This window comes from Serratia liquefaciens (genome assembly GCF_027594825.1).
GTDB lineage: Bacteria > Pseudomonadota > Gammaproteobacteria > Enterobacterales > Enterobacteriaceae > Serratia > Serratia liquefaciens_A.
In genome coordinates, this window is record NZ_CP088930.1 from 721,471 (window position 1) to 738,264 (window position 16,794).

Consider the following 16,794-nt stretch of genomic DNA (forward strand, 5'->3'; position numbering starts at 1 on the left):
TAAGTTTTCTGACGCAGGCAAAGACGTTTTATGACTGATTACTCCCCGCTTCTCAACCGCGTTCCCGCTATTCGACACGGTTTCGGCAACAAGAGTGCGCTGCTGCCTGGGCATCTTCAGCCCTACCGCGCCACCCTGCCGGAAAAAAAGCAGGTACACGGCACACGCATCGTTGACGTCACGCAGGCAGCACAGGCGTGCGGTGAAGCCGATGGGTTCTATACCACCCAACCGGGCATTCTGCTCAGCGTGTTAACGGCAGACTGCCTGCCGGTGATTTTCAGCCGCCACGACGGCTCGGCCATTGCTGCCGTGCATGCCGGCTGGCGAGGGCTGCTGGATGGCGTTCTGGAGCAACTGGCGGCGCGTATCGCCCTAGATGACTCAACTGCCAACTGGATCGCGTCCATCGGCCCTGCGGCCGGCCCATGCTGTTATGAGGTGAACGAAGAGCTGGTTGCGCGGTTCAAACAGCAGTTGCCGCTGCCCGCCAGCTTAATCAGCCCCCACTATCGTCACCTGGATCTGGCCGCGATCGCCGAATCAAAACTTCACGAGCTGGGGTTCGCCGCCGTGGATCATGCCGGGAGCTGCACTATCTGCACGCCAAATACCGATCCGCTCCAGCCACAGCGGTTTAAATACACCAGCTATCGGCGTAACAGCCACCGACGCGAACAGGATCCCAGTCACCCTGGCATCACCGGACGCAATCAGTACGCGGCCATTATTATCACCGGCGAATAGCAGAAACGAAAAAACCCGCACCAAGGCGGGTTTTTTGTACAGCTGACGCTGATTAGATTGCAGTAACGTTTACTGCAGATGGGCCTTTCTGGCCATCTTGGATTTCGAACTCAACGTTCTGGCCTTCAGCCAGGGTTTTGAAGCCGTTACCCTGGATTGCAGAGAAGTGTACGAACACGTCTTTGCTGCCGTCAGCTGGAGTGATGAAACCGAAACCTTTAGATTCGTTGAACCACTTAACTTGACCTTTGATCTTTGCCATCTTGAGTATTTCCTTTGGATTGTTTAAACCGCCCGTAGGCGTTACATAGACAAACTAGAGTCGTTACTGCTTGAGGCACTAAGATAAGGATCGGCAGAGAAGCGGTATTCAACGCTAACGTTTTTACTCAGAACTTCTTTACTGAAAATGCCACACATATACAGAACTGTACCTCGTTTTACCCAGATGCGTTATCACATACTCTGTATTCGATGGCAAGCCATTTTTAATCACTGATGGAGCTGTCGCACATATTTGAAACGGTCGAGAGCAACATAAGCTTAAATAGGCTAAAAGATGTTGAAGCCTTAGCTATTTTCTGCTTAACACTTACACTGCGCTACACTCCGCATCCTGACTGAATTTTAACAATTCTTTCATCCGATTGACCCATGAATGTTGCAACATATAACCCCAGCTGGACGCTTAGAACGTTAAAAAATTTGAATCTTTATGGAATTTCTTATACGACATTTGAATATCGATGAACGGGCACATTGGAGACCGGCTGATCCGACCATTGGGTTGCCATCCGGACGGCTCAACGCTGGCATAGCCCACTCCTCGGCAATCCCCTCACCTGCAACAGCACAATAATACCAGGGTAAATTATTGCCAGGCTCTCCGACTGACCACAATTTATGCAGCCGACGCCCTACCATGAAAATCAAATAGCGTGCCACTTTTGGGTGCATAAGCATGCAAAATCAGAATTTACGCACTGTCGTCGTGCATTCACAGAGAAATACATCCTCCGTAACGCCGTTAAATAACGGCAATAACCTTAAGGTCAGTGTGAACCTATAGCGAAATTAAATCTTAAAAACCGAGCGGGTATTTACGCGATCAAAAGCAACGGCGAATTGACGTATTTATTTTATCTTTTATCACGCGTCGGTCCTATTCAGGTCAACCGGTTAGGCCAAGCTGCGGATATTGCCGTCCGGCAAGCCGGACACATCGCTACAACCTGCGGTGGGACTGGCTTGCGGACGTTTACGAGGGCGAAGCCAGCCCCGCTTGTCACGGATTAACGCTTAAGAGTTAGGCTCAAGCAGGATACGCTCACCAATTTTAATTGGCCGGAACCGGTGTTGCTCTATCCCGGCAGAACTCAATGCCAGTTTTAATTGCTGCGGCGGCTCATCCAATGACTCATCGGCTAATTCAAAAACACCCCAATGGATTGGAATGACCTTCGGAGCGTTTAATTGCTGATACAGCGTCACCGACTGTTGCGGATCCATATGCTGTTCCTGCATGAACCAACGTGGTGCATAAGCGCCTATCGGCAACGCCGCCACGTCGAACGGCCCTAAACGAGCGCCAATGTCCGCCAGCCGCTCCGAATAGCCGCTGTCGCCCGAAAAATAGAAACGCAGTGCCGGATGATGAATCACCCAACCGCACCATAAAGAGCGATTGCGGTCCCACAGGGTGCGCATGCTCCAGTGGCGCGCCGGCGTACTGTGAAACGTCAGGTCGCCCAACTGCAGGCTATCCCACCAATCCAGCTCCTCGACCCGTTGCAGGCGATAACGTCGAAACCAACTCTTCAATCCCAACGGGACGATAAAGGTCGCATGTGGAAAACGGCGCGCCAACTGCCTGATGGTGCGCCGATCGAGATGGTCATAGTGGTTATGCGAGATCAATACCACGTCAACCGTCGGTAACTGCTGTACCGTCAGCGGCGTTGGGGTCTTGCGCTTTGGCCCATAAAAACTCAACGGCGATGCGCGCTGCGACAACACCGGATCAATCAGGATATAACGGCCTTCAAGACGCAGCAGCATTGAGGCATGCCCCAACCACCAGATACCGTTGTCGCTACCGCTGAGATCGGCCTGCTGCCACCAGCTTTGGGTAAACTGTTGGTAACCCATTTGCGGCGGCTTGGGCAAGCCTTGCTGCTTGCGCTCATCCTGCCAGCGCTTCAAATCCCCTTCCCGGCGCAGAGTAGGCTCCGGGTTACGAAAGCCTTGCGGGGTATGGTGCGCTTTGCCGGCATCATAGTAACGATTGGTTATCTTCAAGTTGCTCTCCCGACCACTGCGGACACCCTGCACGGGCTGATTCGATAACATAACAAGATAGTCGATAGGTGCGCTTTGTGAACCGTGCTCACCTCAGCGGGGACCTTTTGGGATATTGTGGTGTCACAGTCCCTGTGAGAATGCCAGGGCCGCCTAGAGCCTGTTAAGCAACTCTTAAGATCCTTGTGTTTTACTTATTAGGACATTCAGAAAAGGAGAAGTTATGAGCCGTTCTACATCACGCAAATCACGTGTTCGCATGGGCCGTATCCGTAGCGCGATGCTGGCGCAGATGCAGTATTGGAAAATGTATGCCGCGATGAAGCTGCGCCGCGTACGAGTGCCGGCACCGGTGGTGCTGGTGTTTGGCGCGATGGTGAGTTTTTTCATGCTGGCCGTGTTGATGCTTAGCGTGGTCGCTATCGATGTCATCACCACGGTATTCCTGCTGTGCAGGAAACTGTTGGGATTGGGCCGCGCCGCACCGGGCAATGCCTTTATGCCACGCAGCTAAATGTGAATCGGAGGCGCAAAATGCGCCTCCATTAAACCTTAACGCCGAACGTTAGCGCCTTTGCGGCGCGTCAGCTTGAATCCTACCCACAACAGCAAGATCCACACCGGCATCAGCAACACCGAGATACGGATCCCCTCGCTGAAATACATGATGACCAGGATCAGACTGAGGAACACCAGGCACAAATAGTTGCCGAACGGGTACCACAGCGCCTTAAAGCTCGGGATCACGCCCTGACGGTTTTTCGCCGCGCGAAAGCGCAAATGCGCCAGGCAAATCATCACCCAGTTAATCACCAGCGTGGACACCACCAGCGCCATCAGCAATTCAAACGCCTTGCCGGGCATCACATAGTTGATCAGAACGCCGACAGAGGTCACCAGCGCCGACAGCGCAATCGACAACACTGGCACGCCACGCTTGTTCACCCGGGTCAACGCCTTGGGCGCATTGCCCTGCGTAGCCAGGCCGAACAGCATGCGGCTGTTGGCGTAGACGCCGCTGTTGTATACCGACAGCGCCGCCGTCAGGACCACCACGTTAAGCAGGGTCGCCACCAGGCTGCTGTCCAACGCATGGAAGATCATCACGAACGGGCTGCCACCCTCGACCACTTTGTCCCACGGATAAAGCGACAGCAGGACCGTTAGCGAACCAATATAAAAAATCAGGATGCGGTAAACCACCTGATTGGTGGCCTTGGGGATACTGCGGCGCGGATCGGCGGCTTCGGCCGCGGTAATACCGACCATTTCCAGGCCGCCGAACGAGAACATGATCACCGCCATCGCCATCACCAGCCCGCTGATGCCGTGCGGCATAAAGCCCCCCTGCTCCCACAGGTTGTTGAGGCTGGCTTGCGGACCGCCGTTGCCGCTGGCCAGCAGCCAGGCACCGAACAGGATCATACCGACAATCGCCACCACCTTGATGATGGCAAACCAAAACTCGGTCTCGCCATACAGTCGGACATTGACCAGGTTGATCAAATTAATCAGAACAAAGAACACCGCGGCGGAAACCCAGGTCGGGATGTCCGGCCACCAGTACTGAATATAAATACCGACGGCGGTCAGTTCGGCCATGCCGACCAAAATGAACATCGCCCAGTAGTTCCAACCGGAAAGAAAACCGGCGAAATCGCCCCAATATTTATAAGCGAAGTGGCTGAACGACCCGGCAACCGGCTCCTCGACCACCATCTCCCCCAGCTGACGCATAATCAGGAAGGCAATGAACCCGCCGATGGCATAGCCCAGCAAGACCGAAGGGCCGGCCATTTTAATGGTCTGCGCAATGCCGAGAAACAGGCCGGTGCCAATGGCGCCGCCCAGGGCGATAAGTTGTATGTGTCTGTTTTTTAAACCGCGTTTTAGCGGGGTATCCTGCTGCTGACCGCCCATCTTATCCTCATATGGCGTGGGATCCTGGCGCTGTTGCACAAGATTTCGCCATTCAATAAATGTATCTGCGGGCGGCTTTTTAACACTTAACCCCGTGAGCATCAAGGAGTAGCACCCCGGCGACGTCGGCCAAGGCGCTATTTTATGCTGGGATTAACGGCAGTAAGGGCAGGTTTTTAGCTGGACAGACCGCAAAGTTTGGTCAGGTTGCGGGCACCAATCATCAGCGTGGCGACGTAGGACTGGCGGCGTGTTACCACCTCTACCGCCACGCGATCGTTTTGATATTTTATCAGATAGGTTGACGGCCAGCCCTGTCGGCGCTGACCAAAGCTTTCGGCATGACGATCGATTGCCGCGTGGGCAATCACCAGATGAGACAAGTTTTTATCACCTTTAATAATGCGCTTCATAAACAGGCTCCGCCAGAGACAGTTCTGTTGTCATAAAAAGGGAAAAATCATCAGTAATTCTGGTGTTTCAACGGATCATTTCGTTGGCTTGTTGGCTCAGCAGGAAGCAGATCATTGCCGCGCGCAGCGGGCTGCTACTGTCTGCCTGCCATTCGCCGCGTTGGGTGATCATGCTCGCCTGCCACTGGGGATTATCGCCCTGGCTGTCGGCATTCAGGCTGATTTTATTGGCGCAGATAATCGGCCAGGCATCGGAGGGATTCTTGCAATAGTCTTTACCTTTCACGCCGCCGTAGGGATACCATTTGTCCGGATTTTCTCCGGTGATCAACGCAATGCTACGGTTCACCTCGGCGTCGCTTTCTTCATACCATTTAATCATCGGCTTTATCCATCTTTCGTAGAGTTGGCGCTACATTACGATGCCAATACGACAGATTTATGACAACGCGAGGGCTTTCCACATTATCTCTACTAATGTTTTTTCGGCTTTATCTTTTCCTGGGCGCTGATTACACTTTTTCCCTGTTTTCTTGCGCAGGAATGCCGACATGTTGACTGGCCTCAACCATCTGACGCTTGCAGTAAGCGACGTCAACCGCAGCTTCAATTTTTACAGCAACCTGTTGGGTTTTGTCCCACATGCTCGCTGGCAGAATGGCGCTTACCTGTCTCTCGGGGAGCTGTGGCTGTGTTTGTCATGGGACGACGCACGAGCCAAAAATTCAGCAAAGGATTACACCCATTATGCGTTCAGCGTGGCACCGGCAGATTTTGCCAAGGTCGCATCGCGGCTGCGCCAGGCAGAGGTTGAGGAGTGGAAAACCAACCGTAGCGAGGGCGAGTCGCTGTACTTTCTTGACCCGGACGGACACCAATTGGAAATTCACGGCGGCGATCTGGCCAGTCGGTTGGCGGCGTGTCGCGCAACGCCCTATCAGGGAATGGAATTTTTCTAAGCGATGCGGGTGGCGCACACTGTGGTACGCCACCCGGCAGAAAGTTTGATTAACGCTCGGGGATAAAACCTTTGAAATCCAGCGCCGGGCTGAGATCGTCATCGTCGGTCACGCTATCGCCACGCGCGCTTTGCGCCAGGCTTTTCAACAATGCAGTCTGCTGACGCTGCTGCTCGGCAATTTCCTGCAGCAGACGGACCTGTTCATTGGCGCGCACACTGGCACGATTCACCAGGAACCAGACCCATAATCCCACCAACAGCGCCAGCACCGCGAGGGCCAGCGAAAGCAGGCTATTCGAACCAAAACCTAAATCGTACATGGACAACCCTATCTACTGCTAAAAACAGGCGGACATCTTAGCACCCCGGGTGCGGGCACGAACATCTTGATAGTAAATTGTTATGCACCGCTGCGCATCTCACCAGGGAATGAAACGGGTCACGGAACACACCCCCAACGCAAAGGAGCCTCCCTCATCGCAGTAGCTATCGAGCGCCAGCAGATAAAAAAACAGACAGGCCGCGAGGAACGCCACTATCACGAGGACTTTTTTTCGCAACAAATTTAGCAGCCTCATTGTTATCTTGATAATTTGTTGTGCATGCTATCACAGCTAACTTAAACGAAGTTTAACCTGTCGTTTAGAATCCGTTTTGACGATGACTTTTCAGATTGTTACCGTTGCAGCCTGCGTCGGCGCGTGGCTATATCGCAACGACGGTAAATAACCAGGAGTCATAATGAGTAAGCTGATTAAAGGGTTGCTGCTACTGGCAGTGGTGTATGGCGTATTTTTGTTTTCGGGATATGGCGTATTGGTCGGCAGCAACAAGAACGTAGCTGGCCTGGGATTGCAGTGTAAATACATGACCGCACGCAATGTGGTAATTGCGCAGTATCTGCACGGTGACAACGGCGTCATTGGCGTGGCCGACTGTCCGCTGTTCAAGAAAGTCGAAACGGTGGTGGATTGATCACCACCGCCCGAAACCGTCGCTAAGCGGCGGTTTCCTCATCAGTTACGGGTAAACTTCATCTCTATCAGCGCAATCGCTTTTTCGATCGCCCTGCGGGTCACGGGATCGGCGCCGGCAGGATGAGTGGAGAAATCGATGCTTTTCAACTGGCTTGCCATCTTGTCGCGCACCTCGGTCGGTGCGATAACGTCGATAACATCCAGAATCTGTTTGATCACCAGTTGGCAGGCAACCAGGTCGGAGGCCAATTCCTGATCGTTGCTCAGCATGTCGGACATAATTACTTTCCTTCTTGATTCAGTCGCCGCACAGAATAGCATGCCACCTGGCGCTTTACCGCCCCCAGGCCGCTTGCCGCTGAATTTTCAACGTTATTGCGCATTGGGCGCCAAAATGCCCGGCTGAATTGGCCTATACTTAATGTTTAAGTAACGCGCTTACCGGCGCATCCTTCAGCCACACCCCAACAGGAGAAAGTTATGGCAAACCACAATGTGAAATCCTGGGCCACCGTGCGTGAAACCTCGGTTGAGATCGCGGAGGCAATTTTTGAGCTGGCAAAAAACGATGAGGTTCTGGCACAGAAAATCTGGGAGGAAGGCAGTGACGAAGCGTTGCAACTGGCTTTCACCAAAACCAGTGCCGACCAGCTGTACTGGGGCGAAGAAACCGTAGAGCGAAAAAACGTCTAATCCACGCAAGCTCACCAATAAAAAGCCCGGGTCACTGTTGCGCCCAGGCTTTTTCGGTTTTCGGTCAACCCCGGCTTGGGGTCATGTTGTTCCCTGAAATCACGGCTCTTCACCTCCCACACCTTCCGCATTATTCATTCTCATCACCGGCGTCACCATAAAAGCGACAACGCCTACAATCACAACCAGAGTAATAATCACTGTCATTAACATGCGATCACCCCATCAACGCTGAATTGTCACGGCTGACTCTGCTTTGGCGGTTTTTTTTTGCGACCAGAACCACTGTGGTATCAGCGGTAGCGGGCAACCTCAGATTAGCCGTTTTTCCTTCCGCCTGACAAGCTGCCTGACGATGGTTTTTCCGAATAATTTCGCCTGGGTGACGGCGGCCTTTTTGTCCATGGCGGCAAGTTGTGTATACTTCAGCGCTATGTAGATCTCACACAGACGCACTGATGATACAAGAACACCACCTCTCATTAGTCTGCGCCCTCAGTAAATGGGTCGAAACTCACCTTGGAAGAGTGATCCATCTTGAAGAGCTGGCCGAATATTCCGGCTACTCCCTGTGGCACATGCAGAAGCTGTTCAAAGAAGCGACCGGGATTTCGCTGGGTAAGTATATTCGCGAACGCAGGTTAGCCGGGGCGGTTTACCAGTTGCGCACCAGTGACGCCTCCATCTTCGACATCGCTCTGGATTTCGGTTTTGGCTCGCAGTCGCATTTCACTTATATGTTTAGAAAGCGCTTCAACATCACGCCTTATGATTTCCGTCAGGATTTAAGCGTCGACCTGCACATCGCCCCGCCGCTGCACGTCATTCATCAAAAAACCGCCTGATCCCCTTTCCCGCCGCCGCTAACGGCGGGCTAATGCGCCCACAGCACCACTAAAATAGCGACCAATGCGGGCAGCGCCTGTACACGGAGGATCTTGCGGCTCGCGGTCAACCCACCAAACACGCCCGCCACCAGCACGCACCCAAGAAAGAACAGTTGCACCGCCGGCTCCTCACGCCAGACGGCCCAGGCTAATCCTGCCGCCAGAAAACCATTATATAATCCTTGGTTGGCCGCCAGTACCCGTGTGGCCGCAGCAAACTCTGCGGTGGTGGCGAACACTCGCCTGCCGGTAGGCTTCTGCCATAGGAACATTTCCAGGATCAGGATATACAAATGGATCGCGGCAATAAGCAACACCGCTATATTAGAAAGAATTATCATTGTAATTTGCAGGGTTAATCAGATATTGGGTTTTATAAGTATAACCGCACTCAGAATATTGCGAATATATCGGCATAAAAAAACCCGCCGCAGCGGGTTTATTGCATAATCATTCAGAGTTAGCTCAGAACAACAACCAGCATGGCTGCGATAGAGATCCAGAACGCCGCCGTTGCAATAACAACATGGGATAATCTTGCACGATAGAGTACTTGGCTCATATTAACCTCACAGGCTTCTGACTAGCGGTAGATAACATCACTTCTTGAAAGTTATCTTAATCCACTGCTCCGACCATTTATTTGCGCCAGATCACTATTTACCAGATAAACTATATCGGTGCGAAAACATGGAATTCCGATCACATTAATTTAACGTTAATAGAGCGAAATGAATAAAAATATCCCGTTGTTATAGCACGAGGGTATCAATCATCGCTCCAGGGCAGGCGTGGCGCGGTCATACGGGGACCGGAATAGCCGACGACATCGGGAAAACGTGAATTCCCCTGCTCCCAATCATGCTGTGCGCGAGTAATCTCTTGCTTGTTGTGACCGACAAAATTCCACCAAATGAGAATCTCTTCGTCTAATGGCAGCCCACCGATTAATAATGTGCGACTGCCCTTCTTGCCATGTAACTCGATACGGTTAAGATTTTTACCTAAATAGGCAAATTCATCAGGTGAAAATTTTTCATCATTAACCTCAAATGCACCAATAAGGGGCAATAAGCCTATTTCAAAATCTTCTCGCAGAGGTAATTGCAAATAGCCGTCAGCCTGCCATTCCAAATCAATGGCGATTAACGGCGAAAAAGTCGACACCGGAGAGCGATATTGTTCGAACTCCCCCACCAGCAAAGTATGTTTGACCTCATCGCGCAGCCAGCACGGCAAGTCGGGATAATGATCGAAACGCGGCGCCGTATCGGCTTGTTCTGCGGGTAGCGCTATCCACAATTGCGCAGCATGCAAACGCCGTTGTTCCCCGATCGACTGTTCTGTATGCGCTATACCTCGCCCTGCCGTCATCAGATTGACCTGCCCGGGTCGTATCACCTGCTCGCTGCCCAGGCTATCCCGGTGCAGCACTTCCCCTTCAATCATCCAGGTAAAGGTTTGCAGACCGATATGCGGGTGTGGGCCTACGTCCATCCCTTGCGAGGTACCGCTGAATACCGAGGGGCCTGCATGGTCGAGAAAGCACCATGCGCCCAGCGTACGCCGTTCACGGGTGGGCAAGGCACGGCTTATCGGGATACCGCCAACTTCGGCGTTGCGCACGGCAATACGTTGGATCTGACGGATGCCGTCAACCACAGGACAATCACGGGAAGAGGATGAATAGGTTGGGCGGGAATTGCTCATGGTAAACGCCTCCAGAACGACACACGGGTTGAGTGAGTAGCTGGACGCCAGCTTACCATGAGCAAGCGACCAGAACGCAACCCGGAGGCAGAAGGCTATGAGGCCTTTATATAGCAGCCTTTGATATCGACTTCATCGCGCGCATGCTTTAGATCGGAAAAGTAAGTCACACCAAAAAGAATCGATACCACTAACAACACGGAAACCAGTAAACCGATAACGGCCAACAGCTTGGTTTCATCGTGGAGATTGTGCTCCATTTTATCTCCTGTATTGAACGACATCACGTCAGCCATAGCGTGACTGAAAGCGTAAAAATGATCAGGGAACAGGACGCTATTGCCAGCACAATGACGGCGAATTGCGCATCTCCCAAAGTTTCACGGTAGTTTTTATCTTGTGAGGTATTACGTTGTTGTTTCACAGAATCTATCTTAACTCATCACGCGTTAACGTTTTTGTGTAGGGTGATTGATAAAAGCCCGCCATTGCGGGTTTGTCAGATTCCGCGCCCAATGCCACTCAGACCTCAAGAGTGGCAAGACGCTATCAACTTTCCTCACCAGGGTCAACATTCCCCCAGAACTGAAATGACCAAGATTACGATGCATTCAAAAGTCTTATTAAGACAATAAAATAATTAGGCTAACTTATGCAAGTAAACATAAAAAAAGCCCGATAACAAATCGGGCCAGGCAGTGTGTCGTGCTGCTGTGGGTGTTACTGCGGAATACGCAGCACCTGTCCCGGATAGATTTTGTCCGGGCTGGACAGCATTGGCTTGTTCGCTTCGAAAATCTTGTTATAAAGATTCGCGTTGCCATACACTTCTTTCGAAACCGCGCTCAGGGTGTCGCCTTTCTTCACGGTATAGAAACGGCTTTCGGCGGCTGCTTGTTCAACCGCTACCTTGTCTTCCACGCCGCTGATACCCGCCACGTTACCGATGGCCACCAGGATCTTCTCTTTCAATTCCTGACTGACCGCATCCCCGGTTACCACGGCTTTACCGTCAACCACCTGCACATCAACCTTATCGATACCCGGCAAGCCGGTTTTATTGAGATGGTCCTTCAGTTTGGCGCTTTGATCTTCGGCTGTCGCATTGCCGGTCACTGTGTCCCACAGTTTCTCGCCCGCTTCTTTGACGAAGTTAAACAAACCCATATTCACTCCTTTCGATGGTTACAATGTTGCGTTGACTTAAGGCTTGTTAAGCTTAGCACTGCAAGAGGGATATTCAATTGGTCCAGCAGTATTAAGCGGTTAGAGTAATCCGAAAGTGCCAACTTTCATTGCCAATCTGTCCTTTTGTGCAGCACCTGACATGAAACAATCGCTGAAGTTACCTACAATATGAGCATGGAAGGATGGGAGGAAGGACATAAGAAGCGATGTACGCCTTGGTGATGTTTGTCTGTTATCTGGACGGCGGCTGCGCCGATATCGTGGTTGACGTGCTGCGTGACGAACGCCAGTGCCTGATCAGTATGAAAGAACAAAACCTGCGCCACGCCGGCTGCTTCCCGTTTGAAGATTTTATCGATGGTTTTTGGCTACCCGCCAACGAATATGCGCCGATGTAAATCGCCAAAAGACTTTTATACTAATTTCCTCTGAGGAATTTCTGAATTCACTGGAAAGCAGGCATGTCGACGATGCTTTATGCCGCTATTTTGCTAAATTGCCTCACCCGAACGATATGGAGATGGCGCGATGCCCGTTTCTACCTTCTCAAACGAACACTATGAAGCCCTGTTACGCGACGTCAGCCTGGTGGTCGGCGGCGCGGTCATTCAACTGATCAATCTCAACAAAAAAGTTTCCGGCAATAATATTCTGGCCCATTTGGTTAGCGAGATTGAACATGAAACCAACCAGCAACGCTTTGCCACACTGCGTTCCGCCATCGAAGTGATGGGGCAAGCCCCCAAAGGTTAACAACCCAATAGAAAAGGCAGAGCTTTCGCTCTGCCTGATTACCGTTTTATCCCGACACAGGAAGAAGGTAATGGTGTTGAAACTTAGAAACGATAGGTCAGGTTCACTGCCACGACGTCGTCGGTGCTCAGCTTCAGTTTGTTATCGTCGTTCAACTGGTTGATTTTGTAGTCAACGTAGGTGTACATGTTTTTGTTGAAGTAGTAAGTCGCACCCACTTCCACGTATTTCACCAGGTCAACATCGCCAATCCCTTCGATATCCTTGCCTTTAGACTGCACGTAGGCCAGAGAAGGACGCAGACCGTTTTCAAACTGGTACTGAGCAACAACTTCGAAGTTCTGCGTTTTGTTGGCGAAGCCAGAGACACCGTTGCCGCTGATTGGCGTCATGTTGCGCGTATCGGCGTACATGGCGGCCAGGTAAACCTGGTTGGCGTCGTATTTAATCGCCGTGGTCCAGGCCGTTGCGCTGTCGCCTTTACCGTAAACAGATTTTTTCTGATCGCTGGTGCGGTTGGAATCCGAGAATGCCGCCGCTACGCCGATGCCGGAGCCGCCGATGTCCTGGTAATCCAGGGACATGCCGTAACCGTCGCCGTTTTGTTTGGTCACACCGCGGCTGTCGCTGTCGTTTTTGCCCTGGTACTGCAACGCCAGGTTCAGGCCTTCCACCAGGCCGAAGAAGTCGCGGTTACGGTAAGTTGCCAGACCGTTGGAACGGGCGGTCATGAAGTTGTCGGTGTAGCTGTAGGAGTCGCCGCCGTATTCCGGCAGCATGTCGGTATAGGCTTCTGCGTCGTACACCACGCCGTAGTTACGGCCGTAGTCGAATGAACCGTAGTTGGCGAACTTCAGGCCGGCAAAGCCCAGACGGGTTTTGGTGCCTGCAGTGCCCTGCGCTTCATCGTGGTTGGCCTGGACGTTGTATTCCCACTGGCCGTAACCGGTCAGTTGGTCATTGATTTGCGTTTCGCCTTTAAAACCGAAGCGGACATAAGTCTTGTCGCCATCTTCGGATTTGTCATCGCTGAAAACATGTTTGGCGGCTACGCGACCGTACAGATCGAGTTTATTGCCATCTTTATTATAAATTTCTGCCGCGTTGGCAAAGGAGGTCATTGCCCCTAAGGCAATAGCTAAGGCTAATACACTGCGTTTCATCATTTATTTTCCTAGATATTATAATTTTAATTTCTGCCCATCACGCCCAATTTATGGTTTGGGCTGTGATCTTTATCATTTAGTGTTTTATGAGCGCCTCTAATTAAGAAGCCATGTGACATTAGCATCATGAATCCAAACTTAAAATAAAAAAGTTCATAAAACACCGTGGATAAAGCATGTTTATTTGTAACTAAATATTACAACCAACAAGGCAATCAAATCATTGATTAATATTGATATTTATTACATATCTTATAACCAACTTGGTGCAATGCACCATAAAGGTGCGTTTTAGTTTCCTTTTGTATGCTTTCCATTCGATTCATAAATATCATTAATCTTAGCATGGTTATTAATAACGTTACTTATTTCACATTTTTATCTGAGCAAAGTCATTGCGGTGATTTAGTGTGATTCGCCATGTTTTAAGCCAGTCTTTTACCGCTTCGAATAATTAAATCGATTCAAACCATCAAAAAATGACGGCAAAATTAAATTCAACTTAAAAATATAAGTATCGAGAGAGAGACTATAAAGAAGGGGGAGTAAGGGGAATTGGCAGCAGGATATACCATCGTTATTTAAGGTTGCAGCCGACATCGCTACAACCTTAAATACTGTAAGTATAAAAACGTATTCAATATTGACAGATCAATACAGCGTGCTGCGCGGTGCTTCAATCAGCACCATGCCGGCGCGCAATCCCAGTGCGACCTGGGGATTAGGGAACAAAATCCATTCTCTGGCATGCTGAACCCGGTACTCCTCCCCCGGTTGTTCACACAGTAACGTCCCCTGCTCCAGCTCGGTAAAATTGGCGGTATCGTCACTGAGATGCAGCTTGAACGCTTCGCTACGTTTGACCAGCGATCGCTCAACGCGGAACACCCGCAGAGCCTCCCCCATTCGCTGCGGCAAGGCTTCACCACTGACTGCAGCCTGCAGTGCACGGTTAATGGCCGCAAATTGCTGTAAATCATTGCTACCAAACGGCCGTGCCTTGCCCAGTTCCAGCGTACAGCTGGCGGCGCCGGCATGCTCACTGGTGAAATTGCTGAAGGTGCCGCCCGGCGCACTGTGGATCACCAACGCATCCAAATCGGCCGCGTCCAGCAATGCCAGCATCTCGGCACTGTAAGGCCGGGTCTGAAAAGGAAGTATACCAAAGCGCGGCAGGCGCGAATCTCGGATCGCCGTATGCAGATCATAATGGAAACGCGCCGCTTGCTCACCGTCGAAAAACGCGGCGACCGCCTGCTCCAGCTGCTGCGCCCGCACGGTTTCGTCACTGTGGCTGAAATCGCGATAGCGGCCGCCAAACATCCGGTTCATGTCGCTGTGCAGATAGCGTTTATTGGCGCGCATTGACGGTGGATTGCCCAATATCACCAGCAGCCGAACCGTCAAAGTCCGCACGCCGCCAAGCAGATCCTTGACCAGCTGATTGAGCAGCTCAATGGGCGCCGTTTCATTGCCGTGGATCCCCGCCGACAGCACTATCGCCTGCCGGTATCCCTGGCGCGGCGTGATTTCCAGCAGGCCTTCCCCCAGCCAACGCCAGTGTAAATCCGCATTTTCGCCCTGTTGCTCTACGGGCGTTTGCCCTTCCAGCGTCAAAGCCAACAAATCAAACATGATGACATCGCCTATTGTTGGAAAGGATAAACCGATCCCAGTCCGAGGATGGTCGTCAGGGTATCCAGCGCATCGCGCCCCTCACGCAGCAATTGCGGGTCCGCCAAATCGTTCTGCGTCAGGCGATCTCGGTAATAGCGGTCAACCCAGTCATTGAGCGTAGCGAACAGCGTATCGTTCATCATCACGCGCGGATTGACCGCCCGCAATTCCTGCTCGTTCAGCGCCACACGTAATCGCAGGCAGGCAGGCCCACCGCCATTGCGCATACTTTCACGCAGATCGAACACCTTGATTTCATCGATCGGTCCGCCACTGGCCACCATCTCACTCAGATAGCCCCACACGCCGCGATGCTGACGCGACTCTTCCGGCACCACAATCATCATCTTGCCGTTGGGCTTAGTCAGAATTTGGCTGTTGAACAGATAGGTCGCTACCGCATCCGCCACGGAAACCCGCGCCGTCGGCACCTCAATCGCCACCAGCTCGCTATCCAGTGAAGCCATTTTGCGACGCACTTCATCCAGCGCCTGGTGCTGCTGATAAAACGCCTGCTGATGGTGGAACAATACATTCTGGTTACTGACGGCGATAACGTCGTTGTGGAATACGCCCTGATCGATCACCGCCGGGTTCTGTTGCACAAACACCGTATGTTGCTCATCCAACTGGTGCAGACGGGCAATCGCCTCCCCGGCCTCGCGCGTCTGGCGTGCCGGATAGCGCGTCGGAGCGATTTCTCCGCCAAACTCCTGGCGGCCGTAGACGAACATCTGCACGCTGCGCTTGCCATAATCGCCGCCCAGCCGGTTGTGGTTGGCCGCGCCTTCGTCGCCAAACAGCGCCACCTGCGGCAAAGCCTCATGGTGGGCGAAATGGCGTGGATCGTTGAAAATCGCCCGCAGCACGCCGGTGGTGGTCTCGGCCTCAATCGCGCGATGGAATTTGTTGTTCAAATTGGCCGCGGTGAAATGCACTTTGCCATCCGCGCTGTCCGCCGAAGGTGAAACCGTGGCCGCATTGGCGGTCCACATGCAAGATGCCGAGCTGAGCGCAGACAACAGGCGCGGAGACTGCTTCATCGCCTGCGCCAATACCGTTTCGTCGCTGCCGCTGAAGCCCAACTTGCGCAGCATCGGCAGGTGCGGCCGTTCCTGCGGCGGCAATACCCCCTGCTGAAAGCCGAGATCCGCCAGCGCCTTCATCTTCAACAGCCCTTGCTTGGCCGCCAGTTTCGGGTTCGACACGCTGTTTTGATGCTGGGTCGAGGCCTCATTGCCAAACGACAACCCGGCATAGTGATGCGTCAGGCCCACCAGACCATCGAAATTGACTTCATATCCTGACATGCTGTTCTCCTGGGCCGAGCAGGCTCGGCCCTACTCAAAACATACCCTATGAATTTCAAGTTGCAGCCAGGCGAGCAGTTTGCTCATCCCCAGT

Annotated in this window: 24 protein-coding genes; 8 read left to right on the plus strand and 16 right to left on the minus strand. The window is 52.2% G+C overall.

All coding sequences use genetic code 11. The features are described from left to right. The first annotated feature begins 30 nt into the window (after positions 1-30). The gene (gene pgeF, locus LQ945_RS03255; RefSeq protein WP_270102244.1) at positions 31-747 is read left to right on the plus strand and encodes a peptidoglycan editing factor PgeF; all 717 of its coding nucleotides are present in this window, start codon (positions 31-33) and stop codon (positions 745-747) included. A 52-nt stretch (positions 748-799) separates the two neighbouring features. Here pgeF and cspE read toward each other — a convergent pair whose 3' ends face one another. From cspE to LQ945_RS03270, 3 genes are all read right to left on the minus strand, one after another. Beyond that, complete coding sequence (gene cspE, locus LQ945_RS03260) at positions 800-1,009, minus strand: transcription antiterminator/RNA stability regulator CspE (protein ID WP_002221949.1); 210 nt, start codon at positions 1,007-1,009, stop codon at positions 800-802. Between the two features lie 41 nt (positions 1,010-1,050). Then, complete coding sequence (locus LQ945_RS03265; RefSeq protein ID WP_071593021.1) at positions 1,051-1,167, minus strand: DUF2627 domain-containing protein; 117 nt, start codon at positions 1,165-1,167, stop codon at positions 1,051-1,053. Between the two features lie 879 nt (positions 1,168-2,046). Further along, complete coding sequence (locus tag LQ945_RS03270) at positions 2,047-3,045, minus strand: MBL fold metallo-hydrolase (RefSeq protein ID WP_269935080.1); 999 nt, start codon at positions 3,043-3,045, stop codon at positions 2,047-2,049. Between the two features lie 223 nt (positions 3,046-3,268). On the opposite strand from LQ945_RS03270, the gene LQ945_RS03275 reads away from it, so the two are divergent. Then, positions 3,269-3,559 (plus strand): hypothetical protein, encoded by a 291-nt coding sequence (locus LQ945_RS03275; RefSeq protein ID WP_269935079.1) that lies wholly within the window; start codon positions 3,269-3,271, stop codon positions 3,557-3,559. Positions 3,560-3,597: 38 nt separating this feature from the next. Here the strand turns inward: LQ945_RS03275 and LQ945_RS03280 are convergent, their stop codons facing one another. From LQ945_RS03280 to LQ945_RS03290, 3 genes are all read right to left on the minus strand, one after another. Further along, entirely contained in the window at positions 3,598-4,965 is a 1,368-nt protein-coding gene (locus tag LQ945_RS03280) for an amino acid permease (protein ID WP_048760154.1), read from the minus strand. A gap of 176 nt (positions 4,966-5,141) precedes the next feature. Continuing rightward, a complete protein-coding gene (locus LQ945_RS03285; RefSeq protein ID WP_020827308.1) occupies positions 5,142-5,378 on the minus strand; it encodes a DUF4060 family protein in 237 nt (78 codons plus the stop codon). Positions 5,379-5,445: 67 nt separating this feature from the next. After that, positions 5,446-5,760 (minus strand): phage protein NinX family protein, encoded by a 315-nt coding sequence (locus LQ945_RS03290; RefSeq protein WP_269935078.1) that lies wholly within the window; start codon positions 5,758-5,760, stop codon positions 5,446-5,448. A gap of 169 nt (positions 5,761-5,929) precedes the next feature. Here LQ945_RS03290 and fos point away from each other — a divergent pair, with 169 nt between their 5' ends. Next, entirely contained in the window at positions 5,930-6,337 is a 408-nt protein-coding gene (gene fos, locus LQ945_RS03295; protein WP_269935077.1) for a fosfomycin resistance glutathione transferase, read from the plus strand. Between the two features lie 49 nt (positions 6,338-6,386). Here fos and LQ945_RS03300 read toward each other — a convergent pair whose 3' ends face one another. Both LQ945_RS03300 and LQ945_RS03305 read right to left on the minus strand, forming a co-directional pair. After that, a complete protein-coding gene (locus LQ945_RS03300) occupies positions 6,387-6,659 on the minus strand; it encodes a YebO family protein (RefSeq protein WP_262240452.1) in 273 nt (90 codons plus the stop codon). Positions 6,660-6,758: 99 nt separating this feature from the next. After that, on the minus strand, positions 6,759-6,917 hold the full coding sequence (locus LQ945_RS03305; RefSeq protein WP_044551945.1) for a PhoP/PhoQ regulator MgrB: 159 nt from the start codon (positions 6,915-6,917) through the stop codon (positions 6,759-6,761). Positions 6,918-7,080: 163 nt separating this feature from the next. On the opposite strand from LQ945_RS03305, the gene LQ945_RS03310 reads away from it, so the two are divergent. Beyond that, positions 7,081-7,314 carry a YobH family protein gene (locus LQ945_RS03310; RefSeq protein ID WP_020827312.1) on the plus strand — a complete coding sequence of 78 codons (234 nt, stop codon included), beginning with the start codon at positions 7,081-7,083 and terminating at the stop codon, positions 7,312-7,314. Positions 7,315-7,355: 41 nt separating this feature from the next. Here LQ945_RS03310 and LQ945_RS03315 read toward each other — a convergent pair whose 3' ends face one another. Further along, complete coding sequence (locus LQ945_RS03315; RefSeq protein ID WP_004945684.1) at positions 7,356-7,595, minus strand: DUF2766 family protein; 240 nt, start codon at positions 7,593-7,595, stop codon at positions 7,356-7,358. 201 nt (positions 7,596-7,796) lie between these two features. Here LQ945_RS03315 and LQ945_RS03320 point away from each other — a divergent pair, with 201 nt between their 5' ends. Both LQ945_RS03320 and LQ945_RS03325 read left to right on the plus strand, forming a co-directional pair. After that, on the plus strand, positions 7,797-8,009 hold the full coding sequence (locus LQ945_RS03320) for a YccJ family protein (protein ID WP_044551947.1): 213 nt from the start codon (positions 7,797-7,799) through the stop codon (positions 8,007-8,009). Between the two features lie 458 nt (positions 8,010-8,467). Beyond that, entirely contained in the window at positions 8,468-8,854 is a 387-nt protein-coding gene (locus tag LQ945_RS03325; protein ID WP_041414657.1) for a helix-turn-helix domain-containing protein, read from the plus strand. A gap of 29 nt (positions 8,855-8,883) precedes the next feature. Here LQ945_RS03325 and LQ945_RS03330 read toward each other — a convergent pair whose 3' ends face one another. The 4 genes from LQ945_RS03330 to lysM all read right to left on the minus strand — a co-directional run bounded on the left by LQ945_RS03330 (position 8,884) and on the right by lysM (position 11,773). After that, positions 8,884-9,237 (minus strand): DUF1304 domain-containing protein, encoded by a 354-nt coding sequence (locus LQ945_RS03330; RefSeq protein WP_420136148.1) that lies wholly within the window; start codon positions 9,235-9,237, stop codon positions 8,884-8,886. Positions 9,238-9,664: 427 nt separating this feature from the next. After that, positions 9,665-10,606: a pirin family protein gene (locus LQ945_RS03335; protein WP_270102245.1), complete on the minus strand. Its 942-nt coding sequence runs from the start codon at positions 10,604-10,606 to the stop codon at positions 9,665-9,667. A gap of 95 nt (positions 10,607-10,701) precedes the next feature. Next, on the minus strand, positions 10,702-10,866 hold the full coding sequence (locus LQ945_RS03340; protein ID WP_020827317.1) for a hypothetical protein: 165 nt from the start codon (positions 10,864-10,866) through the stop codon (positions 10,702-10,704). A gap of 460 nt (positions 10,867-11,326) precedes the next feature. Further along, on the minus strand, positions 11,327-11,773 hold the full coding sequence (gene lysM / locus LQ945_RS03345) for a peptidoglycan-binding protein LysM (protein WP_020827318.1): 447 nt from the start codon (positions 11,771-11,773) through the stop codon (positions 11,327-11,329). A 227-nt stretch (positions 11,774-12,000) separates the two neighbouring features. Between lysM and LQ945_RS03350 the strand changes: the two genes are divergently transcribed. Next, positions 12,001-12,192, plus strand: a complete 192-nt coding sequence (locus tag LQ945_RS03350) for a YebW family protein (protein WP_012145560.1) — start codon at positions 12,001-12,003, stop codon at positions 12,190-12,192. A 130-nt stretch (positions 12,193-12,322) separates the two neighbouring features. Beyond that, entirely contained in the window at positions 12,323-12,547 is a 225-nt protein-coding gene (locus LQ945_RS03355) for a biofilm development regulator YmgB/AriR family protein (RefSeq protein WP_182821961.1), read from the plus strand. A gap of 83 nt (positions 12,548-12,630) precedes the next feature. On the opposite strand, the gene ompC is transcribed toward LQ945_RS03355, so the two are convergent. The 3 genes from ompC to astB all read right to left on the minus strand — a co-directional run bounded on the left by ompC (position 12,631) and on the right by astB (position 16,700). Next, the gene (ompC, locus tag LQ945_RS03360) at positions 12,631-13,713 is read right to left on the minus strand and encodes a porin OmpC (RefSeq protein WP_046373317.1); all 1,083 of its coding nucleotides are present in this window, start codon (positions 13,711-13,713) and stop codon (positions 12,631-12,633) included. A 651-nt stretch (positions 13,714-14,364) separates the two neighbouring features. Further along, positions 14,365-15,348: a succinylglutamate desuccinylase gene (astE, locus tag LQ945_RS03365; RefSeq protein ID WP_270102246.1), complete on the minus strand. Its 984-nt coding sequence runs from the start codon at positions 15,346-15,348 to the stop codon at positions 14,365-14,367. 11 nt (positions 15,349-15,359) lie between these two features. Next, positions 15,360-16,700 (minus strand): N-succinylarginine dihydrolase, encoded by a 1,341-nt coding sequence (astB, locus tag LQ945_RS03370; protein WP_270102247.1) that lies wholly within the window; start codon positions 16,698-16,700, stop codon positions 15,360-15,362. Between the last annotated feature and the right edge of the window lie 94 nt (positions 16,701-16,794).

Bases quoted from the DNA above. Each gene is read 5' to 3' on its own strand.
- pgeF (WP_270102244.1), top strand. From the start codon at position 31: ATGACTGATTACTCCCCGCTTCTCAACCGCGTTCCCGCTATTCGACAC.
- cspE (WP_002221949.1), bottom strand. From the start codon at position 1,009: ATGGCAAAGATCAAAGGTCAAGTTAAGTGGTTCAACGAATCTAAAGGT.
- LQ945_RS03265 (WP_071593021.1), bottom strand. From the start codon at position 1,167: ATGTGTGGCATTTTCAGTAAAGAAGTTCTGAGTAAAAACGTTAGCGTT.
- LQ945_RS03275 (WP_269935079.1), top strand. From the start codon at position 3,269: ATGAGCCGTTCTACATCACGCAAATCACGTGTTCGCATGGGCCGTATC.
- LQ945_RS03280 (WP_048760154.1), bottom strand. From the start codon at position 4,965: ATGGGCGGTCAGCAGCAGGATACCCCGCTAAAACGCGGTTTAAAAAAC.
- LQ945_RS03285 (WP_020827308.1), bottom strand. From the start codon at position 5,378: ATGAAGCGCATTATTAAAGGTGATAAAAACTTGTCTCATCTGGTGATT.
- LQ945_RS03290 (WP_269935078.1), bottom strand. From the start codon at position 5,760: ATGATTAAATGGTATGAAGAAAGCGACGCCGAGGTGAACCGTAGCATT.
- fos (WP_269935077.1), top strand. From the start codon at position 5,930: ATGTTGACTGGCCTCAACCATCTGACGCTTGCAGTAAGCGACGTCAAC.
- LQ945_RS03300 (WP_262240452.1), bottom strand. From the start codon at position 6,659: ATGTACGATTTAGGTTTTGGTTCGAATAGCCTGCTTTCGCTGGCCCTC.
- LQ945_RS03305 (WP_044551945.1), bottom strand. From the start codon at position 6,917: ATGAGGCTGCTAAATTTGTTGCGAAAAAAAGTCCTCGTGATAGTGGCG.
- LQ945_RS03310 (WP_020827312.1), top strand. From the start codon at position 7,081: ATGAGTAAGCTGATTAAAGGGTTGCTGCTACTGGCAGTGGTGTATGGC.
- LQ945_RS03315 (WP_004945684.1), bottom strand. From the start codon at position 7,595: ATGTCCGACATGCTGAGCAACGATCAGGAATTGGCCTCCGACCTGGTT.
- LQ945_RS03320 (WP_044551947.1), top strand. From the start codon at position 7,797: ATGGCAAACCACAATGTGAAATCCTGGGCCACCGTGCGTGAAACCTCG.
- LQ945_RS03325 (WP_041414657.1), top strand. From the start codon at position 8,468: ATGATACAAGAACACCACCTCTCATTAGTCTGCGCCCTCAGTAAATGG.
- LQ945_RS03330 (WP_420136148.1), bottom strand. From the start codon at position 9,237: ATGATAATTCTTTCTAATATAGCGGTGTTGCTTATTGCCGCGATCCAT.
- LQ945_RS03335 (WP_270102245.1), bottom strand. From the start codon at position 10,606: ATGAGCAATTCCCGCCCAACCTATTCATCCTCTTCCCGTGATTGTCCT.
- LQ945_RS03340 (WP_020827317.1), bottom strand. From the start codon at position 10,866: ATGGAGCACAATCTCCACGATGAAACCAAGCTGTTGGCCGTTATCGGT.
- lysM (WP_020827318.1), bottom strand. From the start codon at position 11,773: ATGGGTTTGTTTAACTTCGTCAAAGAAGCGGGCGAGAAACTGTGGGAC.
- LQ945_RS03350 (WP_012145560.1), top strand. From the start codon at position 12,001: ATGTACGCCTTGGTGATGTTTGTCTGTTATCTGGACGGCGGCTGCGCC.
- LQ945_RS03355 (WP_182821961.1), top strand. From the start codon at position 12,323: ATGCCCGTTTCTACCTTCTCAAACGAACACTATGAAGCCCTGTTACGC.
- ompC (WP_046373317.1), bottom strand. From the start codon at position 13,713: ATGATGAAACGCAGTGTATTAGCCTTAGCTATTGCCTTAGGGGCAATG.
- astE (WP_270102246.1), bottom strand. From the start codon at position 15,348: ATGTTTGATTTGTTGGCTTTGACGCTGGAAGGGCAAACGCCCGTAGAG.
- astB (WP_270102247.1), bottom strand. From the start codon at position 16,700: ATGTCAGGATATGAAGTCAATTTCGATGGTCTGGTGGGCCTGACGCAT.